Below are 17,443 nucleotides of genomic sequence, written 5' to 3'. Positions count from 1 at the left end.
GCTCCCACCATGCAAAGCGTTGGGTTTTCATCGACATGTCTTCTTGCCTCGATGCCCCCAATTTGCCAATCGACAGGTTTTCAAACACGGCCTAGAAACTGCCCGGACTTGGGATCTCTCACCGGCGTGATGTAAACCTCCCGCACCTGCTCGTTGCGGTTGTCCTCTCCGAATTCCACCCGCAGGTAGCCGATCTCCTGCTCCTTGAGCACGTCCGCCAGCTTGCGGTCGCCCAGCCACTGCAGCTTGCCGGACTTGCGGCGGAATTCCGCACTCGTGGAGGTCTCGCGCGGCAGCGCAGCAGGCAGTGTCGGCGGCAGGATATCGCGGCCGGGAGGCAGGCTGTCGCGCCCGCCAGGACTGTTCTTTTTGGGAGACAGCAGGAAATTCCCCTCGGGGTCGATGAGAGCGATGTAGGGCAGCTGCGAAAGCGGCAGACGACTTAGCAGGTTGTCTTTGAGTCGCTCTCTGGCGTCCTTATCCTTCTCCTTTTCGCTGCCGTTCGGGCGTCCTGGCAGGTTCGGCGGCGGCAGGTTGCCCGGCCGCCCCATGCCCGCACCTGGGATGTCGCTCAAGATGCGGTCGCTGGTCAGGTGCTCCAGTTCCGCACGCAGGAGGCGGCTGGCGTCAGAGAGGTCCTTTTTGGAGATGGCGGTGATCAGCTCCTGCTCGCGCGCCAGCTTGTCCAGCACCTTGGACAGCGCCTCGGTGCGCTTCTTTTTGCCGGAGGAGTAGCTGCTGATCTGGGAGTCAAACTGCTCCTCAAAGAGCCTCCGGTAGGACTCCATAAACTTCCACTCCGCCAGCACCAGCGTGGCAATGGTGATGCCCGCCACGACGGGAAACATCGTGAGGATAAGACGGGCACGGAAGCTGTGGATCCACTTCATGGAGGAAGGCGCGGTGGTGACAGGGGATGAACCCCGCACCCGTGCCTGTAGTTGCTCAGGGCACGCGTTTCATCGTGTAGGTGCCGCGGTCCATGGAGCTCTGGTAGCAGGCATTGAAGTCATTACCCTTGATCGTGCCCTCGTAGTGGTAGAGGCCGCCCGCCCAGTCAGGCATTTTGTGCTCGCCTTCAAAAGTGTAGGTGCCGTCCTTCTGCTTCTTCACGGTATGCACAGCCTTGTAGCTGCCACTGAGGATCTTCTTCCAGGTGGCGAGGTAGAAGAACTCGTGGCCACCTTTTTTATCAATCGGGGCTGAAACGACGCAGCGCAGCGTTCCTTGATGCCCGGTGGCATCGCTATGCCAGGTGCCGCTCCATTTGCCCTCCACGCCGGTGCTTGTGGGGGCTTCTTTCCACGCCTTCCGGAACGCAAATCCGCAGGAGGGCAGGGTGGTCAGGAAAATCAGGCCAAGGGCGAGTCGGAGGAGGATGGCGCTTTTCATGGGGCTGGAGGGTAGCGTAAGAACGCACTTTCCGGGAGGGCTATTTCGTCGTTCCAGGTACAACCTTCCTCTTGCCCACGCACGTATCTGCGATACTTACCCCCGAGAACCTCAACCCACCCCAACACCATGGCCCACACCCTCCCCCCGCTGCCCTACCCGACGAACGCGCTGGAACCCCACATCGACCAGCAGACGATGGAGATCCATCATGGCCGCCATCACAACGCCTACGTGACCAATCTGAACAACGCCATCGCCGGCAAGGCCGACCTTGAGGCGCTGTCCATCGAGGACCTCTGCAAAAACATCTCCAAGCTCCCCGCAGACGTGCAGGGCCCCATCCGCAACAACGGCGGCGGCCACTTCAACCACACCCTCTTCTGGAACATCATGGGCCCCAATGCCGGCGGCGCTCCCACCGGAGCCCTCGGAGACGCCATCACCGCCACCTTCGGCAGCTTTGACGCCTTCAAGGAAGCCTTTGGCAAGGCCGGTGTCACCCGCTTCGGCTCAGGCTGGGCCTGGCTGGTGGTCAAGGATGGCAAGCTCGCCATCACCTCCACCCCGAACCAGGACAACCCGCTCATGGACGGCAGCGGCACCCCCATCCTCGGCTGCGACGTTTGGGAGCACGCCTACTACCTCAAGTACCAGAACAAGCGCCCCGACTACATCGCCGCCTGGTGGAACGCCGTGAACTGGACCGCCGTGGCTGCCAACTACGCCGCCGCTCTGGGCTGATTCCCGCTTACACTGACACACTCGTCTTTTCACAAAGCGCGGAACGGCCTGCCCGTCCCGCGCTTTGTCGCTTTCAAAACATGTCCATGGTCCTCCATCGCCTCCGCAGCGGCCTGATCTATTCGCAGGACTTCGCTGAGTATCTGGAACTCAAGCGCAATGAAGAAGCCATCGGCCATCCCGGGGAGGTCATCCACCTCGACTACGTCCGCTGCTCTCAGGGAGAGCTCAGCGGCCAGGAATGGTGCCAGCTCTCCTGGGTCAGCGGTGCCCAGGCTCCAACCGAGCAGCGCCACCAGATCGGCGGCATCGAGGTCTACATCCACAAGCAGGCCATGCGCGGGCTTAAAAACCGCCTGCTGCACTTTGATGGAACGAACGTGGTGGTGAAGAGTTGAACATTAGATGAATGATTTCTTCGCTCGGATATGAGTCAAAAGAGGCCAAGAATTATTGGAACCACCGACGAAGCGATCGACAAGGCTGAAGCTGCTCTTGATCGAAAGTTGCCACCTTCGCTAAGGAGTTGGTTGATCCAGAACAACGGGCTAGGCATTGAAGACATTACCATCTTTCCTGTTTTAGATCAGAGGGACCCACGCACCACTTGGGATTCGATTGATAAGCGAGTTAACACAGGCTGGAAAGATTGGATCTCAAACTTTGACGAAGACTCGGGTGCATTCAGCCATTTGCTGCCTTTTGCTGACTTTGGTTCTGGAGACTACTATTGCCTGGATTATTCCCGGGTGAATCCCCAGGGTGAGCCCCCTGTGGTCAAATGGTCTCACGAAACGGGAGAAACCGAACACAGGGCTGATTCCTTCTCTGAGTTTGCAATTATGGCCAAAGAGGGTGAATTCAGCGGGGACTGAACCTCACGGGCCAACTATTTACCTTTCCCCTGAGCTTTCCAACCCATGCCCACGCTCGCCGACATCGGAGAAGACAATCTCATCCGCAAACTCATGCGCGGTGTGAAGCTGGACGGCGATGTCATCGCCGGGGCAGGGGACGACTGTGCCGTGGTGCGCGGCTCCAAGGACGAGCACACCCTCCTCAAAACCGACGCCCTCGTGCAGGACGTCCACTTCACGCTCGAAACACCGCCCAAGCTCATCGGGCGCAAGGCCATCGCGCGCGTGGTCAGCGACTTCGCGGCCATGGGCGGCACGCCACGCCATGCCATGATCACGCTGGTGGCTCCGCCAAGCATGGAGGTTGAGTTTCTTTCCGAGGTGTATCGTGGCATGCGCACCATTGCCAAAGAGTACGGCATCAACATCGTCGGCGGCGAGACCTCACGCGGGCTGGTGCTCATGCTTTCCATTTCCATGAGCGGCACGGTGCCCTCCAAGCGCTGGCTCTCCCGCAGCGAGGGCAAGGCTGGAGACGTCATCCTCGTCACCGGTCGCCTCGGCGGCTCCATCCATGGCAAGCATCTCAAATTTCAGCCACGCCTTGAGGAAGGCCGCTGGCTCTCTGAAAACGCCCATCCGCATGCCATGATGGACATCAGCGATGGCCTGGCCAAAGACCTTCCGCGTCTCGCTCTCGCCAGCGGCACACACTATCAGGTCAATGTCGCCTCGCTCCCCTGCAATCCTGGCTGCTCCTTCGATCAAGCCTGGGGCGATGGCGAAGACTACGAGCTCCTTCTAGCCGTCAATCCCCGTAGCGTGAAATCCCTGCTGCAGAAATGGCGCGAGGCCTTTCCCAAGCTCCCCCTCACCATCATCGGCAAACTCGTCCCTCCCGGCGAAGGCCGCCCGCCGGACTTTGAGAGCACCGGCTGGGATCACTTTGCGCTGAGTGCAGATGGCTGATGCTATGAAGCGGGAGGATCATGTAGCTCAGCTTTCGGTGAGTTTGATTCTGCAAGTAGTCGTTGTGCTGATGTTGTCTTCAATTCGCGGTCACTATTATCCATTCAATGAATACTTGCTCGCAGATGTGTTCCTTGGTTCAAGCTTGCTGCCGGTCTTGGCCGCTTTACGACGGGGCGATTGGATCAAAAAGCTGGCGGCATCCGCGCTTGCCATGCTTCCATTGGCCTACATAGGATTGAAGATCGCCGCCGACCTGCCCAAATGCCTGGAACTGCTGTCCAAGTCATGATCGCCATCACCCTGCACACCGCTGAAGACGCCCACTCCTGGGGCATGCAGCTCGCTCTGACTCTCGCTGCGGGAGATGTGGTGGCTCTGTGCGGTACGCTGGGCGCTGGCAAGACGCAGATCACGCGCGGCATCGTGGCCGGCATGAATTCCCAGGCCGCCGTCACCAGCCCCACCTTCACGCTGGTGCACGAGTATCTGGATGGCCGCCTCCCAGTATTCCATTTCGACTTCTACCGCATGGACTCCGCCGCCGAAGTCATCGGCATCGGCTGGGATGAGTTTCTCACCGAACCCGGCGTCGTCATCGTCGAATGGGCCGACATGTTTCCCGAGCTGCTCCCGCCGCACACGCGTTGGTTTCACATTGAGCCGCAGACGGGTGGAGAGCGCGTCGTTACGGAGTCCTCCAAATCATGACAAAACTTCTTGGTCATTGGCAGATCATCATTCATTCGTCATTCTCACCTAATGCTCCTCGCTCTCGATCTCTCCACCGCTCACGGCAGCATTGCCGTGGTTCGTGGCGCGGAGGTGCTGTTTAGGGCCTCGTTTCAGTCAGAGCGCTCGCACAATGCCCAGGTCTTCGCCCCGCTGCGCGAGGCGCTGGCGGCAGCTGGAGATGAGCTGAAGGGCGTCGTGATTGGCAATGGTCCCGGCTCCTACACCGGCGTGCGCATCGCCATCGCGGCAGCGCAGGGCATCGCAGTTTCGCGTGGTGTATGGTGCGTGGGCTGGTCCTCTCTCACCGCTCCCGATGTGGAGGCACCGCAGAGCTACCCCATCATCGGCGATGCCCGCCGTCAGAGCTTTTACTTGGCCCAGGTGGAAAACGGCCGGCTGCTGCCAGAGCTGGACATCGTCTCCGCGGATGAAGCACGCGCCCGCACTGCCGATGGGCAGACGTGGTACACCTTTGACCCCAAGCCACCACTGGGCCTGAGCACCCTGCGCAGCGCCAGGCCGGACGCGGCACGTCTGGCGCAAATCGTGCAGGCTCTGCCCGCCGATGAACTGGCCTCCCTCACCGCCCAGCCGCTCATTCCGCATTATCTGGCCGAGGCCTTCATCACGATGCCGAAGCGCCCTGCACTTTCTCCCACCTCATGATTCCCGAACTCATTTCCAATCACGTCTCTGAATGGGGCGAAGGCCCCATCTGGCATGGCGACCGCCTCCTCTACGTCGATATCGAAACGCACAAGATCATCGCGCTCACGCCCTCCAACGGCGAGGAGAAGGTGTGGGATGTGGGCCAGCGGGTGGGCACGGTGGTGCCGCGCGCCAGCGGCGGGCTGGTGTGGGCCGGAGATGACGGCTTCTATTTTCTCAATGAAGAAACTGGCGTCAGCACACCCATCGCTGACCCAGAGCCGGGCATGCCTGACAACCGCTTCAACGATGGCAAATGCGATCCCGCAGGCCGCTTCTGGGCCGGCACCATCTGCCTGGCCAAGCGTCCCGAAGGCTCTCTCTACTGCCTGCACACCGACCTGCGTGTGGAGAAGAAATTTGGCCCCGTGACCAACTCCAACGGCATCATCTGGAGCGGCGATGCCAGCACGATGTACTACATCGACACCCCGAGCAAAAAGGTGCGTGCCTTTGATTTCGACAAAGACACCAGCGCCATCTCCAACGAGCGCGTGGTATGGGATACCAGTGCTGATCCTTCCTCTCCTGATGGCATGACGATCGACAGCGAGGACCGCCTCTGGATCGCCTTCTGCCACGGAGCCAAAGTGGTCTGCTATGATCCGAAGTCACAGACCGTAGAGGCTCAGATCAATTTCCCCTGCGTGGAGACCACCGCCTGCGCCTTTGGCGGCCCCGACCTGAAAGACCTCTACATTACCACCGGCAAGAAGCCCGGCTTCATCGAGCCCCTTGCCGGACGCCTCTTCGTCTGCCACACCGGCGCCCAGGGCGTGCCGAGCCACGCGTTCGGCGGGTGAGGCAGCCTGAAGTATGAGGGGCACTCCTGACCGTCGATCAGCGCTCACGCAAACTGCATCGCTTTCGGTGCTGCAGAGGCGTGTATTTGGAGTGCGGTTGCGAAGTGAGGGACGAACGCAGCTACCGCTTTCCGCAGGCCGGTTGATTTGCGAAGTGTCCTAAGACGCTGAAAGGTTAGGGCTATCGCGAGAGATTCGGAACTCGTAGATTGAGCGAGACTGCGCAGGCCACGAGACGCTCGAAAGCGGCAGCTTCACTCGTTCCTCGCTGCGCAGCCGCACTCCAAATTCACTCCATGTACTTCAAGAGCGCCGTTCGTGAGGCAATGGCCCCCATCGCATTTTTTACTTCCTCTCAACAGGCTTGGGCTGTGACGATAGTCATTTGAGTGAAGTCTCAGACGGACAGGCCTTGTCATGACTAGAGATGTGATTATAAAATCCATAATCACAATCCTGCCATGAAGCTCATTGCTCCCGATCCCGAAATGCGTCTGGCCATGCCTTACGAATACTCGGCCAAACCACTGCTGACGCCGACGGAGGCCAAGTTTCACGCATGCCTTTTGCAGATCACTCAGGAGCGCTGCCGCATTCAAATCAAACCCAGGCTCGCAGATGTGTTCCAGCATGAGAACAAAAACGGAGCTTTTCAGATGATCAGCCAGAAGCACGTGGATTTCCTTATCTGCCGTAACGACGACTGGATGCCCATGCTCGGCATCGAGTTGGACGATGCCAGCCACAACACCGCCAAGGCCAGGGAGCGCGACATGTTTGTAAACCTGCTCTTTGCCTCCACCGGCGTGCCGCTGCTGCGCCTGCCCGTGCAGGAGCTGGATCAACTCGAACTCCTCGTCGAAGAGCTGACCCGCGCCTGGAACCATCGCTGGAAAACGCTGGAGATGGGTGGCACAAATTAAGTGCGACGAACACTCTGTCATCGCATCACAAAGAAACCCACATGACAGCCGCCCATCTCGTGGCCTGTTACAGGGCATGATGCGCGCCTTCCTCGCCCTCTCAACCCTGCTGGCCTCACTCCATGCAGAAACCTCTTCCCGCAAAGTGGACGTCTGCGTGTATGGAGCCACGCCCGGCGGCATCGTGGCGGCAGTCACCGCGCATCAGGAAGGCTGCTCGGTTCTCATTGTAGAGCCCAGCCGCTGGGTGGGCGGCATTCTCGGCGCGGGGATCAAGCCCATGCAGGACTGCGCAGCCCCGGCTGCCGTGGGCGGGCTGACGACGAGCCGCGTCTTCAAGCTTGGCAACAGTCCCGAGGTCATCCGCAAGGCCTTCGCCGCCTGGCTGGAAGAGGAGAAGATCCCCGTGCTCTTCGAGCATCGCGTGCAGAAAGCGGAAAAGACGGGCACGTCGATCACCAAGCTGGTGCTGGAACTCGCGCCACCCGATGCCCACGGCGTTCCTGCGCCTAAGGCCACACAGACGGAAGCCGCTACCGTGGAGGCCAAAGTGTTTATCGACGCCAGCTACGAGGGCGATGTGCTGGCTGCGGCTGCCGTCCCTTATGCCGTGGGGCGTGAATCAAAGGAGGTCTTCAATGAGGAGCTCGCAGGCGTCGGACCGACCACCAACTGGACCCCCATCGACCCCTATGTGGTGCCGGGCGATCCCCAGAGCGGACTGCTGCCGTTGGTGGACAAAGACCACGGCCTGCCCAAAGGCGCGGCGGATGACTACACCCAGGCCTACAACTACCGCTTCTACGTCACGCGAGATCCCGCCAAACGCATCCCGATTGAAAAACCCGCAGGCTATGATGCCAAAGACTTCGAAGTGGTCGGCCGCTACGTGGAGCATCTCGTCCGCACCACCGAGGGCGGCGAGGCCAAGCTGCTCAAGCGCCTGCGGGAAATCTTCCCCGGCTGGCTCAACAGCGGAGAGTACAACTACAAGCGCGAGTCCCTCGTGACCATCGCGCCGCTGGGCGTGAGCCGTTATTACCAGGACGGCAGCCGCGAGGCCAAGACGCGCGTGTGGCAGCAGCATCTGGACTACCTGAGCGGCCTGCACGAGTTCCTCAGCACCGACCCGCGTGTGCCAGAGAAGTTCCGCCAGGAGACAGCAGAGCTCGGGCTCAACCGCACCATGCATGAAGACACCGCCGGCTGGCCCCATCAGCTCTACGTCCGCATCTCCCGCCGCATGCAGGGCCCCTATGTGCTCACGCTCGCGGATGTGTGGAACAAGACGCAGGTGACAGACAGCGTGGGCCTGGCGCTTTACGGCGTGGACATCTATCCTGTGCGCCGCTACGCCGTGGCCGATCCCTCCACCGGGAAGATGGGCGTCGCCACCGAGGGAAACATGTTCGTCGGCGGTTCGGAAGGCACTGGGCATCCCTATCCCATCCCGTATCGTGCGCTCACCCCCAAGGCCGAGGCCTGCGGCAATCTGCTGGTGCCCGTCTGCTTCTCGGCCAGCTACATCGCCTACGCTTCAGCCCGCATGGAGCCCGTCTTCTGCGTTATGGGAGAATCCGCTGGCGTCGCCGCCGCGCAGGCCATTAACGAAGGTGTGACGGTGCAGCAGATCAACGTGGCCAAGCTGCAACAGAGCCTGCTCAAGCGCGGCCAGATTCTGCAATGGACCGGCCCCAACGTGCGCCCCAAACCCGGTGCCGTAGCTGCTGGCGAGTGGGAGTCCAAAGAGGCTTGGAGCGAAGAAAAGCCCGGCTGGGATTGGCTCTTTCCCTTCATCGACACCAGCAAGGACGGCAAGATTTCCAGGGATGAACACGAGGCCTTTCAGGAATACAAGAAGCAGCATCCCGATTGGGTGAAGGAACTGAAGAGCAAGCAAGGACGCTAGAGCGAACTTCCAACTCCAGTTGACTACGGCCCCTGCACAATCGCCGGCGCCTTCCGCCGGATGCCGATGTACACCGGCGACCTCTGCCGCTCCAGCCACTTGTGCTTGAAGGGCAGTTCGGTGTTGAAGGAATGAAAGTGCCACGGCCCATCGTCGGTCCTTATCGAGTACTGCAGCGCACGGCCACCATCCAGTAGGGTGGCATGCTGCACGTCCAGCTTGCGGGCGATCTCCGTCACCTCGCTCACAGTCATCACACCGCCGTCGCCTGAGAGGACAAAAACGATGGTGCCGTCCCGCCGCATTCCGGCCAGAGATCGGTAGCTGACCTTGGAGCCGTCAAAGAACTCATCCGGCTTCAGATCCACGTAGGAGAAGGTGGTGTGGTTCTTCATCACCGAGGGATAGACCTGGCAGCCTTCCTGAATGAGGCCGGGCACATCGGTCAGGAGAGACTTGGGCCCGCACCAGGGGCGGCCGTCTTTCACAAAGAAGCAGCCGCTCCAGTCACCAAAGGCTGGATTCACCTGGCGGCCTTCGTGGTACACCCAGCCCATCGGGCGGCCTTTGGGGTCGCGGAAATTGGCAGTGATGGCAAACCACAGGTTCCCTTCCGCCATCCGCTCCCGCGCGGTGGTCAGCGCAAACTTCGGCTGGTAGGAGGTCATGAAATCAAATCGCTCTGGCGAAAAAGACACCACCTGCACCTCCGCGCCAAAGAGGCGCTGGGAGATCGTGGCAAGCGCTCCTCCAGGGCGGCGCACCTTAAGCGTCGCCCAGCGCATGCCGGTCTCGCGGTGGCGCTCGATCAGCGCGGCGTCGAGATCTCCCGCCGTCAGCGCGGTGGCGGGCTTCCACCCGGCGCGCTTGGTCAGGATCTGCAGCGGCTGCTTGGAGTCATACACGCTCACCGCCACCAGATTGCTGTTTAGATTGAAAAACACCTCGCCTGCAAGCCAGGCCAGCAGCACACCGGCAAGGGCGAGCAGCAGAAGCATTTTGAGGCATCCGCGTTTTCTGGACATGGGGGTGCCGGAGCATGGAGAACAACTCCGGTTCGATCAAGAAGAAGGATGTCATCTCATGTTGATTGAAGATTGATCTGCGGCGCACTTTGTCCCAGCATCGGCCACATGAAATTAAAGCTCGTCTCTGCCATCTGGCTCCTCGCTGCGCTCAATCTCCAGGCCCAGGCACCTGCCGCAGCCAAGGAACCCGTCGCTCCAGCAGCCCCCTCTGCTCCGGTGCTGACGCTCAAGGCGGTGACGGATCGCGCAGACGCGCTCTATAAGACAGGTGAAGCGGCCACCTTAACCATCGAGGCACAGCAGGATGGCAAGCCTATCTCGGGCAAAGTGACCTGCGTCTTCTCCAAAGACGGCCTGCAGCCCCAGCCTGCACAAACCTTGGAGCTGAAGGAAGGCAAGGCGACCATCACCGGCAAGCTGGATGAGCCCGGCTTTCTGCAGCTGCGCGTGACCAGCGGCAAGACCACCGCGCTGGCCGCCGCAGGCTATGACCCCCTGCTGCTGAAGCCCAGCATGCCGGTACCAGATGACTTCGATGCTTTCTGGCAGGCACAAAAAGCCGCGCTTGCGCAGGTGCCGCTCAAGCCCGTGCTCACCCCCGTGGAAAAAGCTCCCAAAGGCGTGGAAGCCTTTGACGTGCAGATCGAGTGCCTCGGCAAACCCGTGAGCGGCTACTTTGGCAGGCCGCAGGGGGCCAAGCCCAAATCTCTCCCCGCCATCCTGCACGTGCATGGGGCAGGGGTGCGCAGTGCCAATCTCGGCGCAGTTTCCTGGGCTCTCAATGAAGGCGGCATGCTCTCCATGGACATCAATGCCCATGGCCTGCCCAACGGCAAACCCAAGGAATATTACGACGCACTCGCCGCCGGTGAGTTGAAGGACTACCGCATCGAAGGCGCGAAGGACCGCGAGAAGATCTACTTCAAAGGCATGTTTCTGCGCCTGATCCGCGCCATCGACTTCCTCACAGCCCAGCCCGAGTGGGATGGCAAGACCCTCATCGTTTACGGTGCCAGTCAGGGTGGCTTCCAGGCCTTTGCCGCCGCCGGTCTGGATGCACGCGTTTCCTTCATCTGCGCGGGCGTTCCTGCCGGCTGCGACCACACCGGCAGCCAGGCCAACCGCATCAGCGGCTGGCCCAAGATCGTGCCCAATGACGCCAGCGGCAAGCCAGACCCCGAGGCGCTGCAGGCCTCGCGCTATTTTGACAACATGAACTTTGCCACCCGCGCCAAGTGCAAAGGGGCCGTCGTCACCGTGGGCTTCATCGACACCACCTGCCCGCCCACCAGCGTGTACGCCGCCTACAATGCTCTGACGATTCCCAAGGAAATGCACACCGACGTGCTCACCGGCCATGCCAGTACTCCTGCCGCCAGCAAATTCATGCAGGCCGCAGCGCTGAAGCATGTGCGGGAAAACAAAGGAAAGTAAGCCTGCGCTCTTGGAGGAGCGGGGATCGTCCAGATCCCTCGCGCTCTCCTGTGTCCCAGCTCCCTGCCCGGCTGGCAAACACGGCTGCACCGGGGTGCTCCCGTCTTCGGTCTTTAGTGCCTCTAAATGGATACTTTGAGGTTCCTGTCAGGCTTCCTTTACAGGTTAGCTCTGGACATAGGCAATTTAGCTATTATGGTTAAATTCGAAAATATGGAAAAAACAATCCACTCACCTTTCGGCTTTAGCGATGGCAGCTCGCTCCTCTCCGCTGCGCATCGAATTTCCAGCAACTCTCCAGTCATCCAGACGGGTTCCGTCCAGCAGCAGGATCTCCATCCAGCCCCCATCAATCCCGAATGGATTCTGGAGGGCAACCCGATCGCCCGGGCTTCCACGCTGGCCATCGCGGCCGACCAGACGCTCTCATGCGCAGTCTGGGAGTGCCACGCGGGCCGGTTCAAGTGGATATACGGCCTGGATGAGATCGTGCAGATTCTGGAAGGAGAGGTGGTGATCGAGGAACAGAATGAAGGCCGCAAGGTCCACACGCTGCGTGCTGGCGACACCGCCTTCTTCCCCGATGGCCTGACCACCCACTGGACAGTGACGAAATACGTCAAGAAATTCGCCATCCACCGCAACATCCGCCGCTCCATCGCCTGGCGTGCCCGGCGCAAGCTGCGCCATCTCTTCGGCCTCATCCCCAAGGTCGGCATGGGCTGCTACGGTGCCTTGACCCAGATGGAGACTGCCGCTGCGGCCTTGGGGATGGCGTGATAGCCGCAAACATGCGGGCGTCTTTCACTTCCCGTTCCGAAACACATACAGCACCCCATCATCCGCCCCAAACAGCACGTAGTTCCCCGCTACGGCTGCTGAGGTCTTCACCGGCGCACCGATCTCGTTGTGCCACACCTCTTTGCCGGTCTTCAGATCCAGTGCATACAGATACCCGTCGTCGCAGCCAAACAGGGCCACCTTGCCGGCGCAGATGACGGCGCTGCTGTCGATCCGATCCCGTGCGCGGAATTCCCAAAGCTGCGCACCGGTCTTGCGGTCGATCGCGTGAAAGCGTTTGTCTCTGCCTCCGACATACACGCCGTTTTCCCAGATGGCCGGCGCGGCGTAGTATTCAAATTCACGCTCACCGTATTCCCAGAGCTTGGTGCCGTCGGCAATCTTGTAGGCCCCCACTCGGTTGCCGTAGTGGCTCACGTAGATGACACCGTCTGCAATCGCCACATTGTTGCCGATGTACGCTCCCACCTCGATCTGGCGCTCCTCCTTGCCGGTCTTCACATCATGCACATGCAGCACGCTGTCGCAGCCGCCAAAGACCACCTTGCCATCCCCCACCGCAGAGCCGCCGTTGATGTAGTAGCCGGTTTCAGCGGCCCATTCTTTGACGCCTGATTTGGCATCCAGGCAGTAGATGGAATAGTCGTAGCTGCCGATGATGATCTTCTGCGCCTTGGTATCGGGATCGGTCCACACATTGGCGGCGGCGTGGATCTCCGCCTGCGTTTCATATTTCCAGCCTTCTTTGCCGGTGGCAGCGTTCCAGGCATAGATAAATCCATCCTGGCAGCCCGCTACGACGAAGTCTCCTGCAAACGCGGCCGCTCCGTCAAAGGCCCCCTTGGCCTCGGTGTGCCAGACTTCCTTGCCCGTGGTCAGATCCAGGCAGAAAAACTTCCCGTCCTTGCAGCCGAGATACACCTTGCCGCCACGCACCACCGCACTGGACACGAGCATCTCCGCCTGCCCCTTCGGCTTGTCCATCAGCTTGAACTGCCACGCCAGCTCCAGGGGAAATTTCAGCTCCACCGGCGAGGTGCCGGTCATGGCGGCATTGCCACGTGAGTCTGGCCAGTCGGTGTTCTGGGCCTGCAGGGAGGCGGCGAGGAGGAGGCTGAGGAAAAGCGGGGCGCGCATGAGATTACACTGTGAAACTGGCATGTTGTGCGCTTTGTTGCAAACAAGCCGATGTCTGACCACGATCTCCAGCAGCCGCCCCCCATCCCGCCAGACCTGCGGTGCGAGTATGAGGAGCGTCCGTTTCAGAACTGCACGCGCTGCGGGGAGTCGCTGCCAGATTTTCCCGGCGGCTTTCAGATTTCCAAGGCCTACAAGCGTGGCGAGTGCGTCATGGAGTACGCCCTCTGCGACCACTGCCGCACCCAGATGATGGAAGAGTTCTCCCAGGAGTCGAAAAAGCGCCTGGCCCAGTTTCAGCACGAGCAGGTGTCCGTGGACCGCGGTCTGGACTCCTGCGCCGTGTGCGATGCCCGCCGCGATGCCGAAGGAATGGACGACTTTGTCATCACCGGAGTATGCGAGGGCCTCTCTCTCCTGCACAGCGTGATGATCTGCGGCAAGTGCGGCGACACCGTGCAGGGCTTCATTTCCCAAAAGACGCGGGATACCTGGCGGCGCTTTGTGGATGACAACTTCCCCGGCCCTCCACCGATGGACGAACTCCCAGAGCCTCTGCGGGACATTCAGCCACCGGTGCCGGTGATCTCAAAGATGTAGCAGGATGGCAGGCCGGAGTGCCTGCCTCACTCGCCTCATCAGTGCTGGCAGTTCTCGCCTTCGGGATCGGTGTCTTCGATCTTGGCCTTTGCTTTCAGTTCTTCGAGGAACGCGTTGAATTTTTTGTCGCGGTATTCTTCGATGAAACGGTTGCGGACGTCCTCCTTCACTTCGTCAAACGGGCGCGCCACCGAGGGGCGGCGGCCGGTCAGGGTGCAGACGTGAAAGCCCAGCTGCGTGGTGAAGACGGGGCTGATCTCGCCCTCGCCCATGGAAAAGGCGATGGTCTCAAACTCCTCCATGAACTCACCGCGCTTGAACCACCCCAGATCAATCTGCTGCTGCTCGTCATTGCGGTGCTCCTCGGCCAGCTTGGCAAAGTCCGCCCCCGCCAGCAGCTGGGAGCGGATGTCGCGCATGGCCATGTAGATCTCCTGGCGGCTCGTGGCACCCTGCAGTCCTTTGGTGATGTGGGAGGCACGGATCTCTTCGTCGGTCATGTAGTGCTTCAGGTTGGCCTCGTAGCAGGCGCGCAGTTCGGCCTCGGTGGGCTCGGGTTCGGGGGCGTAGATCTCCTGTAGCGTCTTGTCCAGGCGCACACCGCCAGCCACGTTTTCGCGCACCAGGGAGGCATCCTTCATGGGCATGCCGATGTTCACATAGAACTGCGTTTCACCCCCGGCTTCGTCGATCAGCTTGTTCAGCCGCGCAGTGATTTCCTCCTCGGAGACTTCGGGGTGGCGGCGGCGGCTTTCCTGGTTCAGCAGCACGCGGGAGGCCACGTTGTCCTTGGCCATCGTGCGGAATTCGGGATCGCGCTCGCAGCACGCCACTTGGAGGGTGCGCTCGAAATGGCTTTTGATGTGGCGGAACTCCGCCTCGATGATTTCGTCGTCGATCTGCTCGCCGTTGATGATAAGTGCCATAAGGGCCGCGAACATGGAGCGCGGGGCGGCGGGGCGCAAGGTTTGACAACAAACAGGGGGTGGCCTAGATGCAGGCGCGCCATGACCGGCCCCCTCCCGGGCACGAAACTTGCGGGCCGGCCCGGCGTTCCTCCTCCTTCTTCGAATCCATGATGATGAGACTGATCCAGCTTTTGATTTCAGGCGTGGCGGCATGTTCGCTGGCCAGTTGTGCAGACATGGGCGTGGTGCGTGCCCTGCCTGTGGCGCCTAATTCCCAGCACATGTATGCCCAGGGGGACGACGCCCAGGTCATGCCCGTCATGCTCCCGGAGCGGCCCATGCTGGTGGCCACTTCAGGCCCCTCCATCCGCGCCGCCTCCTATCTGCTGCTGGACGCCCGCAGCGGCCAGCATCTCGCAGGGCGCAGCTTTGAAACCGCCCGCGCCGTTGCCAGCACTCAAAAGTTGGTGACCGCGCTGGTGGTGCTGGATGCGGGAAATTTAGATAAAATGGTCCGTGTTCAGGCCTCGGACGTGGCTGTGGAGCCCACGCGCCTGGGGATCCGCCCCGGGGAGGTGTACTCCCGCCGTGAGCTGCTCTACGCCTTTCTCGTGAAGAGTGCCAACGACGTCGCCAATGTGCTGGCTCGGGACAATGCGGGCAGCATCAGCGCCTTTGCCTCCAAGATGAACGCCAAGGCCCGCTCCCTGGGCTGTGCAAACTCGAATTTCAAAAACCCCCACGGCCTCACCGTTGGCGGCCAGTACTCCACCGCCCGGGATATGGCCCGTGTGGCCATGGCGGCTTATCGCAACAGCACCATCCGCGACATCGTCCGTCGGAAATACTTCTCTTTCCGCCGCGCCGACGGACGTGTGGTCACGCTGACAAACACCAATGAGCTCCTGGGCGTCATGCCCGAGTGCAATGGCATGAAGACCGGCTACACCGTGGCCAGCGGGCGCTGCCTCATTTCCAGCGCCATCAGCGGCGGGCGCGAGGTGATTCTGGTGCAGCTCGGCACCAAGACGAAATACATCTGGGAAGACGCTCGTATCATGATGAGCTGGGGCCTGCAGAGGCTGCGCTCCAGTGGTGGCGTGGCCATGGCTTCGTGGCACGGAAATTGAGCAACCGTTGGTTGCGGTTTGGCGTTCAACTACCACAGTACACCTCCCCCTCTTTCCTGATTAGCATCGAATGCCGGCCACCACCCTTGTCTGTCCCCACTGCGAAAAGACCGTCGAAATCCAGGTCTCTTCAGTGACGCGTTCGCGTCCTTGTCCCGAATGCGGTCAGGTAGTGATGCTTCAGATGGCGGAAAAGACCACCAAGACCAAGCGCCGCGCCCTTCTCATGCAGCAGAACGAGCCCCCGGCCCCTGCTGCGCCCCAGCCACGCTCCGAGCCCGCCTATGAGCCCCAGCCGCTGCCGGGAGATGCCTTCGAGCGCATGCGGATGGACCCTGAGATCAGGCAGTTCCGCAAGCGTCTCATGATCGGTGCTGGCGTGGTCGGTTTCATTGTGCTGGTTCTCATCGTCTGGAGTCTGCTCCCCTCTGGTGCGGCTCCTCAGAAAGCCCCGGGCACAGGTGAAGCCATCACATCACCCGCCGCAGAAAAAGAGAAGCCTGCGCAGCCTGCTATGCCCATGCTGGCGCCGGACGAAACGCTGCCGCCGGTAAATTCAGGCAACTTGGTCTTCCGCCCCACGGGCAGCAGCAACCTCAAAACCGCCTCTCCCCTGCCTGCGGCCAATGTTTCCAATGAAAACCTCGCCAAGCTGGCTGCGGCTCAGGATGTGCTGACCAAATTTCTTGAAGCCCCCACTTGGAAACAGCGCGTTACCATGGTGCGGGACAAACTGCGGGTGGCGTCGTTGATGAACATCTACTATTCGAAAAACGCAGACGGCCCCATCGCCTTTGATTCGATCGTGGAGACCACTGAGATTTCACCGAAATTCAGCGAGCACGTGGTCGTGTTTGAAGGCGGCGGGCGGCGCTTGGCGACGGTTGAGCATACCGCATCCGGACCGCTCGTGGACTGGGAATCTTTTGTGGGGGCAGGGGAGATGGCGTGGTCAGACTTTCTGGAGCGGAAGCAGGCCTCCCCCACGCTCTTCCGTGTGCTGGTTTCTCCCGCGGGTCATTATGAAAACTCCTTTGGCGATCCTGAAGTGCTGAGCTGCTACAGCCTGCGCAACATCTCCGAACCTGGCGCCAAGGTCGTGTATGGCTATGCGCACAAAGAGAGTCAGCTGGCCAAGGAGCTGGACTATCGCCTGCAGCAGAGCACAGACGCCACCGTGCCCATGACTTTGCTGCTCAAGTTTCCTTCGGACGCGCCGGTGGACTTTCAGGTCTGGATCCATCAGTTCGTCCAATACGGCTGGGTAAACCCCTGAAGCTTGGGACGACACGATTCGTGCCATTTTTCGCAAAATATGCAAGAATACCCGGCAGAGCCCGTAACTCCTCCCGATTCTCAGCAACA

20 protein-coding genes are annotated in these 17,443 nt (G+C 60.7%); 15 read left to right on the top strand and 5 right to left on the bottom strand.

The window, feature by feature from the left end; genetic code table 11:
- Positions 1 to 80: 80 nt before the first annotated feature.
- Together HNQ65_RS08020 and HNQ65_RS08015 are read right to left on the bottom strand one after the other, a co-directional pair.
- Positions 81 to 890 (bottom strand): hypothetical protein, encoded by an 810-nt coding sequence (locus HNQ65_RS08020; RefSeq protein WP_184338976.1) that lies wholly within the window; start codon positions 888 to 890, stop codon positions 81 to 83.
- Between the two features lie 55 nt (positions 891 to 945).
- Positions 946 to 1,392 carry a hypothetical protein gene (locus HNQ65_RS08015; protein ID WP_184338975.1) on the bottom strand — a complete coding sequence of 149 codons (447 nt, stop codon included), beginning with the start codon at positions 1,390 to 1,392 and terminating at the stop codon, positions 946 to 948.
- Positions 1,393 to 1,521: 129 nt separating this feature from the next.
- On the opposite strand from HNQ65_RS08015, the gene HNQ65_RS08010 reads away from it, so the two are divergent.
- From HNQ65_RS08010 to HNQ65_RS07965, 10 genes are all read left to right on the top strand, one after another.
- Positions 1,522 to 2,136: a superoxide dismutase gene (locus HNQ65_RS08010; protein ID WP_184338974.1), complete on the top strand. Its 615-nt coding sequence runs from the start codon at positions 1,522 to 1,524 to the stop codon at positions 2,134 to 2,136.
- 86 nt (positions 2,137 to 2,222) lie between these two features.
- The gene (locus HNQ65_RS08005) at positions 2,223 to 2,534 is read left to right on the top strand and encodes a hypothetical protein (RefSeq protein ID WP_221306078.1); all 312 of its coding nucleotides are present in this window, start codon (positions 2,223 to 2,225) and stop codon (positions 2,532 to 2,534) included.
- 30 nt (positions 2,535 to 2,564) lie between these two features.
- Positions 2,565 to 3,011 carry an SMI1/KNR4 family protein gene (locus HNQ65_RS08000; RefSeq protein ID WP_184338972.1) on the top strand — a complete coding sequence of 149 codons (447 nt, stop codon included), beginning with the start codon at positions 2,565 to 2,567 and terminating at the stop codon, positions 3,009 to 3,011.
- Between the two features lie 45 nt (positions 3,012 to 3,056).
- A complete protein-coding gene (locus HNQ65_RS07995; protein WP_184338971.1) occupies positions 3,057 to 3,962 on the top strand; it encodes a thiamine-phosphate kinase in 906 nt (301 codons plus the stop codon).
- Entirely contained in the window at positions 3,955 to 4,254 is a 300-nt protein-coding gene (locus HNQ65_RS07990; protein ID WP_184338970.1) for a hypothetical protein, read from the top strand. Before HNQ65_RS07995 ends, HNQ65_RS07990 begins: the two co-directional genes overlap by 8 nt.
- Positions 4,251 to 4,673: a tRNA (adenosine(37)-N6)-threonylcarbamoyltransferase complex ATPase subunit type 1 TsaE gene (tsaE, locus tag HNQ65_RS07985; RefSeq protein ID WP_184338969.1), complete on the top strand. Its 423-nt coding sequence runs from the start codon at positions 4,251 to 4,253 to the stop codon at positions 4,671 to 4,673. The genes HNQ65_RS07990 and tsaE overlap by 4 nt, the downstream gene beginning before the upstream one ends.
- Positions 4,674 to 4,724: 51 nt before the next feature.
- A complete protein-coding gene (tsaB, locus tag HNQ65_RS07980) occupies positions 4,725 to 5,363 on the top strand; it encodes a tRNA (adenosine(37)-N6)-threonylcarbamoyltransferase complex dimerization subunit type 1 TsaB (RefSeq protein WP_184338968.1) in 639 nt (212 codons plus the stop codon).
- Positions 5,360 to 6,208, top strand: a complete 849-nt coding sequence (locus tag HNQ65_RS07975) for an SMP-30/gluconolactonase/LRE family protein (RefSeq protein WP_184338967.1) — start codon at positions 5,360 to 5,362, stop codon at positions 6,206 to 6,208. Before tsaB ends, HNQ65_RS07975 begins: the two co-directional genes overlap by 4 nt.
- Before the next feature lie 461 nt (positions 6,209 to 6,669).
- Positions 6,670 to 7,131 (top strand): DUF2726 domain-containing protein, encoded by a 462-nt coding sequence (locus HNQ65_RS07970; protein ID WP_184338966.1) that lies wholly within the window; start codon positions 6,670 to 6,672, stop codon positions 7,129 to 7,131.
- 76 nt (positions 7,132 to 7,207) lie between these two features.
- Complete coding sequence (locus tag HNQ65_RS07965) at positions 7,208 to 9,040, top strand: FAD-dependent oxidoreductase (protein WP_184338965.1); 1,833 nt, start codon at positions 7,208 to 7,210, stop codon at positions 9,038 to 9,040.
- Between the two features lie 23 nt (positions 9,041 to 9,063).
- Here HNQ65_RS07965 and HNQ65_RS07960 read toward each other — a convergent pair whose 3' ends face one another.
- A complete protein-coding gene (locus tag HNQ65_RS07960; protein ID WP_184338964.1) occupies positions 9,064 to 10,065 on the bottom strand; it encodes a phosphodiester glycosidase family protein in 1,002 nt (333 codons plus the stop codon).
- A gap of 108 nt (positions 10,066 to 10,173) precedes the next feature.
- Between HNQ65_RS07960 and HNQ65_RS07955 the strand changes: the two genes are divergently transcribed.
- The gene (locus HNQ65_RS07955; protein ID WP_184338963.1) at positions 10,174 to 11,502 is read left to right on the top strand and encodes an acetylxylan esterase; all 1,329 of its coding nucleotides are present in this window, start codon (positions 10,174 to 10,176) and stop codon (positions 11,500 to 11,502) included.
- Positions 11,503 to 11,715: 213 nt separating this feature from the next.
- Positions 11,716 to 12,282 (top strand): cupin domain-containing protein, encoded by a 567-nt coding sequence (locus tag HNQ65_RS07950; RefSeq protein WP_184338962.1) that lies wholly within the window; start codon positions 11,716 to 11,718, stop codon positions 12,280 to 12,282.
- A gap of 24 nt (positions 12,283 to 12,306) precedes the next feature.
- Here HNQ65_RS07950 and HNQ65_RS07945 read toward each other — a convergent pair whose 3' ends face one another.
- Complete coding sequence (locus tag HNQ65_RS07945) at positions 12,307 to 13,440, bottom strand: outer membrane protein assembly factor BamB family protein (protein ID WP_184338961.1); 1,134 nt, start codon at positions 13,438 to 13,440, stop codon at positions 12,307 to 12,309.
- Positions 13,441 to 13,491: 51 nt separating this feature from the next.
- Between HNQ65_RS07945 and HNQ65_RS07940 the strand changes: the two genes are divergently transcribed.
- Entirely contained in the window at positions 13,492 to 14,040 is a 549-nt protein-coding gene (locus HNQ65_RS07940) for a hypothetical protein (protein ID WP_184338960.1), read from the top strand.
- A 38-nt stretch (positions 14,041 to 14,078) separates the two neighbouring features.
- On the opposite strand, the gene HNQ65_RS07935 is transcribed toward HNQ65_RS07940, so the two are convergent.
- Positions 14,079 to 14,981, bottom strand: coding sequence for a peptidylprolyl isomerase (locus HNQ65_RS07935; protein WP_184338959.1), 903 nt, complete (start codon positions 14,979 to 14,981; stop codon positions 14,079 to 14,081).
- A gap of 134 nt (positions 14,982 to 15,115) precedes the next feature.
- Here HNQ65_RS07935 and HNQ65_RS07930 point away from each other — a divergent pair, with 134 nt between their 5' ends.
- Both HNQ65_RS07930 and HNQ65_RS07925 read left to right on the top strand, forming a co-directional pair.
- Positions 15,116 to 16,078 (top strand): D-alanyl-D-alanine carboxypeptidase family protein, encoded by a 963-nt coding sequence (locus tag HNQ65_RS07930; RefSeq protein WP_184338958.1) that lies wholly within the window; start codon positions 15,116 to 15,118, stop codon positions 16,076 to 16,078.
- Positions 16,079 to 16,148: 70 nt separating this feature from the next.
- Positions 16,149 to 17,354, top strand: coding sequence for a hypothetical protein (locus HNQ65_RS07925; RefSeq protein WP_184338957.1), 1,206 nt, complete (start codon positions 16,149 to 16,151; stop codon positions 17,352 to 17,354).
- Positions 17,355 to 17,443: the final 89 nt, after the last annotated feature.

Origin of the sequence: Prosthecobacter vanneervenii (genome assembly GCF_014203095.1) — a bacterium.
GTDB classification, from domain to species: domain Bacteria; phylum Verrucomicrobiota; class Verrucomicrobiia; order Verrucomicrobiales; family Verrucomicrobiaceae; genus Prosthecobacter; species Prosthecobacter vanneervenii.
Note: the sequence above shows the minus strand (reverse complement) of the source record. Positions and strands in the feature narration are given on the sequence as shown.